The 5082-nt window shown below is 59.0% G+C and carries 4 protein-coding genes; 3 read left to right on the forward strand and 1 reads right to left on the reverse strand.

The genetic code is table 11. The annotated features are described in order from the left end of the window. Positions 1-77: 77 nt before the first annotated feature. Entirely contained in the window at positions 78-1148 is a 1071-nt protein-coding gene (locus tag NW819_RS11740) for an isochorismatase (RefSeq protein WP_414413853.1), read from the reverse strand. A 329-nt stretch (positions 1149-1477) separates the two neighbouring features. Here NW819_RS11740 and NW819_RS11745 point away from each other — a divergent pair, with 329 nt between their 5' ends. The 3 genes from NW819_RS11745 to rpsD all read left to right on the forward strand — a co-directional run bounded on the left by NW819_RS11745 (position 1478) and on the right by rpsD (position 4917). Continuing rightward, positions 1478-2860: a nicotinate phosphoribosyltransferase gene (locus NW819_RS11745; protein WP_414413854.1), complete on the forward strand. Its 1383-nt coding sequence runs from the start codon at positions 1478-1480 to the stop codon at positions 2858-2860. 132 nt (positions 2861-2992) lie between these two features. Continuing rightward, positions 2993-4129, forward strand: a complete 1137-nt coding sequence (gmd, locus tag NW819_RS11750; protein WP_414344822.1) for a GDP-mannose 4,6-dehydratase — start codon at positions 2993-2995, stop codon at positions 4127-4129. Positions 4130-4305: 176 nt separating this feature from the next. Then, positions 4306-4917, forward strand: coding sequence for a 30S ribosomal protein S4 (gene rpsD, locus NW819_RS11755; protein ID WP_011432724.1), 612 nt, complete (start codon positions 4306-4308; stop codon positions 4915-4917). Positions 4918-5082 lie beyond the last annotated feature (165 nt).

Genomic DNA, 5082 nt, shown 5'->3' on the forward strand with positions numbered 1-5082 from the left:
GCTCCGCACCGCTACCGCGACCGTACACAGGGCTGCTCCAGCAGAGGATCCTGCTGCATCATACCGGATGTTGGAGGTCAGCTGGGATCCCGGGGAAACTCAGGCCACTCCCAGATGGGATCCGTGGAGCGCACTCGGTGCATTCCTGCTTCCGCAAAGCGGGCGAAGGCGGCCTCCGCCTGTTCGCTGAAATCCACAACGCCGGGAATCACCACCGGCGAGGTGCAGTCCTCCAGAAGGTAGACTTTCTTGGCCAAGCTGGGATCCGTGGCTTGGATTTCCTGCAGCAGGTCACTCACCGTCCAGGCCACGCAATGGCTTTTGGCTTGGCCAGCCACGATCAGCGCATCAAACTGCAGCAGGTGGCGGATGAGGAGCTCATTTTTCTCGTCGATGGGATCCCCTTCCGGCCCAGTCAAAACCTCCGGGCTAAGCACGGAATAATTTTCCGTCAAGGGATTGGCTCCCTTGAGCTGCAGGCTGGGCTGGCTGCAGCGGGCCATGCTGTGAAAGAAAATCGCCTCCTCCACCGCTGGCACCAGGGCATGGCCAATCCCCCCCAGCATGGAGTGGTAGGGCCAGACGATGAGGGGATATTTTCCCCCCTGCTCCAACTGCTCGGCGTAGTGCAGAGCGTAGACCTGCAACCGGGTTAGATCCCCTTGGGTCAGGCTGGCGGCTACAGCCGGGTTCACCCGCCACCGCCCGCAGCGGATATCGGCTGCCGAAATGGCCGTGGCCGGCTCAGGATGGGCTCCCTGCGCGTCCACCCAAAAGACGGGGTGGAAGATCTGCATGGCCGTGTGGGTGTCGAGGGTGGCAACAATCTGGGTGATGCAGGCCAAATTGCGGTAGATGAACTGACAAAGCCGGCGATTATCTTCCACCGCTCCCAACCCGCCGGAACCGGCCACAAACAACTCAAAGCCGGGAATGCAAAAGGTGTTCTGCACATCAATGAGCAGCAAGCCCGCCCGCACCCGATCCGCCTCTGCCGGCGGGATCCCTTGCTCCTTGGCCCAGAGCTCGGCTTCTGCTGCCCGCTGTTGGTAGGGCACGCGCCAAATCTCTCCCACCCGCTCCGGATCAAAGTGGGGGGGAAGGCCCGCTGGAGCCTTAACAGTTAGCTCCTGTAGAGTGGTATTCATGGCGTTCTTCCGGTGGGGGCTGGATTGACCAGGCTTGCACAAGCTTGATCTAAGGTTAATCTAAGGTTAAAGGAAGTCGGGCTGGTACTTATGGTTGGTTTCACTATAAGTTGGGGAAGAGGTTTTGTCCAGATGGCCGCCTGTGTTCTCGGCTAAGTTTGGATTTGGCGTCTTGTTGAGACCGATTTTTCGAGCTTTTCGGGGGTTGCGGTGCTTCTGGTGGATCCCGGACAGGCAGGCTTACTTATGGTAAGTTTCACTATAACCTTGGCGACAGCTCTCTGCTCGATCCCATCGCTCCCCATCGGCTTCTGCCTTGAGGTTTTTTCATGTTGAGCCCTGATTTCTCGTCGTTGCGGCCCCAAGACTATGGCCTGCTAACCGACCTGTACCAGTTCACCATGGCCGCCTGCTACGTGGGGGAAGGGCTAGAGTCTCAGCCCGCTGCCTTTGAGCTGTTTGTGCGGCGGCTGCCCACCGACTATGGCTACCTAATCGCCATGGGGCTCACCCAGGCAGTGGACTATCTGCAGCAACTGAGCTTCGCCCCCGAGGCTTTGCGAGCGCTGCGGGAAACGGGCATTTTCGCCGATGCGCCGGAGCGCTTTTGGGAGCTGCTGGCCCGCTGCCGGTTTGAGGGGGATGTGTGGGCGGTGCCGGAAGGAACCGCCATTTTCGCCAACCAGCCCCTGTTGCGGGTGGAAGCCCCCCTCTGGCAAGCCCAACTGGTGGAGACCTATCTGCTGTCCACCTTTAACTACCAGACCCTGATCGCCACCAAGGCGGCCCGTATGCGAGATGCAGCAGGGGATGAGGCCATTTTGTTGGAGTTCGGCACCCGGCGAGCTTTTGGTCCCCAGGCGGGGCTGTGGGCAGCCCGGGCGGCTCTGGCGGCAGGGTTCAATGCCACCTCCAACGTCTTGGCAGCCCTGAAATTGGGGCGCAAGCCGGCAGGAACCATGGCCCATTCCCTAGTGATGGCCATTGCTGCTCTCTCGGGAGACGAAACCCGCGCCTTTCAATCCTTTCGGCGCTACTTTCCCCAAGCTGCGCTTCTAATCGATACCTACGATCCCATCCAAGGGGCGCGCACAGCAGCCCAGCTCTTTGCGGCCAGAAGCCCAGATCAACTGGGATCCCAGGGGGAAATCGGCGGGGTGCGCATCGACTCGGGAGATTTGGAAGATCTCTCTCGCCGGGTGAAACAAATTTTGCCTCAAGGCGCCCCGGTGTTCGTCAGTGGGGATTTGGACGAATACGAGATCGAGCGCCTGCATCGCTCCCAAGCCCCCATCAGCGGTTATGGGGTGGGCACCCGCCTGGTGACCGGAGAAGGCGTGAACGGGGTGTACAAATTGGTGGAAATCAACGGGATCCCGGTGGCCAAAGCTTCCTTTGCCAAAGCCACCCTTCCCGGTCGCAAGCAGATCTTTCGCGGCCCTGAAGGAGACTTGTTGGGCCATGCTGACGAGCCCCCGCCTCCTGGCTACGAACCGCTCTTGCGCAAAGTTATGGAAAAAGGGCTGCTGCTGGATCCCTTGCCGGATCTGGAAGCCATTGCCCGCACCAGCCGCGCCTCTGTGCTGTGCCTGCCCCAGGGAGTGCGACAACTGCGCCAGCCGGATCCCTGGCCCATGGCCCTGACTGCCGCTTTGCAGCGGTTGAAAGACCACACCCTCGGTCAGGACTGTGCCTCGGCGGGCCCTGCCTGAGGAGAAGGAGTCCCGCTGCACTATAATGTTCTAGCTTCAAGGTCTCCGCTTTGAGGTTTGAGTTTTGCCATTGGACTTGAGCCTCAGGCCATTTTGATTTTTGGTGTTTTCCTAGTCTTTGCCCCCAGCTCTATGACCCAACGTGCCCTAATTACCGGCATCACCGGACAGGATGGCTCCTATCTGGCCGAGCTGTTGTTGAAGAAAAACTACGAAGTTCACGGCATCATCCGCCGCGCCAGCACCTTCAACACCGACCGCATCGACCACATCTACGTGGATGCCCACAACCCCCAGGCCAGGCTGTTTCTCCACTACGGGGATCTCACGGATGGCACCACCCTGCGCAGGATTTTGGAACAGGTGCAGCCGACGGAAGTGTACAACCTGGGGGCCCAATCCCACGTGCGGGTGAGCTTTGATGCGCCGGAATACACCGTCGATGCAGTGGCCATGGGCACGCTGCGTCTTCTAGAGGCCATCCGCGACTACCAGCAGCGCACCGGGATCCGGGTGAAGTTTTACCAGGCAGGCTCCTCGGAGATGTTCGGCCTAGTGCAAGAGATCCCGCAAAAGGAAACCACCCCCTTCTACCCGCGCAGCCCCTATGCCTGTGCCAAGGTGTACGGCTACTGGCAGACGGTCAACTACCGCGAAGCCTACAACCTCTTCGCCTGCAACGGTATCTTGTTCAACCACGAAAGCCCACGGCGAGGGGAAACCTTTGTAACCCGCAAGATCACCCGCGCCGTCAGCCGCATTGTGGCCGGCAAACAGGACAAGCTCTACCTGGGCAACCTGGATGCCAAGCGGGACTGGGGCTACGCCAAAGACTACGTCGAGGGGATGTGGATGATGCTCCAACAACCCCAGCCGGATGACTATGTGCTGGCTACCGGGGAAACCCACACTGTGCGCGAGTTTGTGGAACGGGCCTTCGCGCTGGTGGGCCTGCCGATTACCTGGAAAGGCTCCGGCCAAGCCGAACAGGGGTTGTACAAAGACCAAGTGTTGATCGAGATCGATCCCCGCTACTACCGCCCAACCGAGGTGGATCTGCTGTTGGGGGATGCTTCAAAAGCCAAGCGAGTCCTAGGATGGGAGCCCAAGGTGAGCTTCCCGCAGTTGGTGGAGCTGATGGTGCTGGCCGACTTGGAAGCCATCGGCCTGGATCCGGATCCCATCTTGGGGGAACGGCGCACCCTCAACGGCTTGCTTAGCGAAGATCGCGCTTTCATCCGCACCCAGCTGGGGGTTCACTACGACTGACAGGGTGAATACAACGGTGGAGACGGGATCCCAAAAGACAGCCTTGACCCCTTGTCCAAAGCAGGAACTAAACGCTTAATATAGTAGATCGCCGATTCTTTTGGTGCCTCGTCCTCTTGCTCCCCAGCTGACCATCTCTTGCTGACTTTGTTTGCTGATTTCGGAGAAATGCCCGCATGTCCCGCTACACAGGCCCCCGCCTAAAAATTATTCGTCGCTTCGGGGGACTTGATCTGCCCGGCTTGACGCGCAAGCGCCCCAAAAATACCAACCCGCCCGGTATGCATGGCGCCGAGCGCAAGAAAAAATCCGAATATGCCATTCGCTTAGAAGAAAAGCAGAAGGTGCGCTTCAACTACGGGCTGAGCGAGCGGCAGATGATCCGCTACATGCGCAAGGCACGGCGCTCCAAGGGATCCACCGGTTTGGCCTTGCTGCAAATGCTGGAAATGCGGTTGGATTGCATCGTGTTTCGTCTGGGCATGGCTCCAACCATTCCGGCAGCTCGGCAGCTTGTGAGCCACGGCCACATAGAGGTTAACGGCCAAAAGGTAACCATTCCCAGCTATGGCTGCAAAGTGGGGGATGTGATTACAGTAAAAAACAAGGAATCTTCCCGCAAGCTGGTGGCCGCCTACGCGGAGTATCCGGGGTTGTTTTTGCCGGACTACCTGGAGTTTGACAAAGAAAAGCTGCGCGGACGCATCAAGGAATTGCCCCCCCGCGAGCAAATTTGCGCCCCGGTCAACGAGCTTTTGGTGGTTGAGTTCTATTCCCGCAAGCTCTAGGGATCCCCTTTTGTGGCCATTGCAAATTGCAGGGGAATTTTGGGCAGTTTGACGTTCTCCTCACCCTTGAGGCCGGGGGATTTTTCACGGTTTGTTTTTTGTAGCGTTTCCCCTGCTCATCGCTCCTGTTGGCGATGCGTAGCGTTAGCTAGACCGCCGGGAAGC

Origin of the sequence: Synechococcus sp. R8-2 (assembly GCF_047461715.1) — a bacterium.
GTDB lineage: Bacteria > Cyanobacteriota > Cyanobacteriia > Thermostichales > Thermostichaceae > Thermostichus.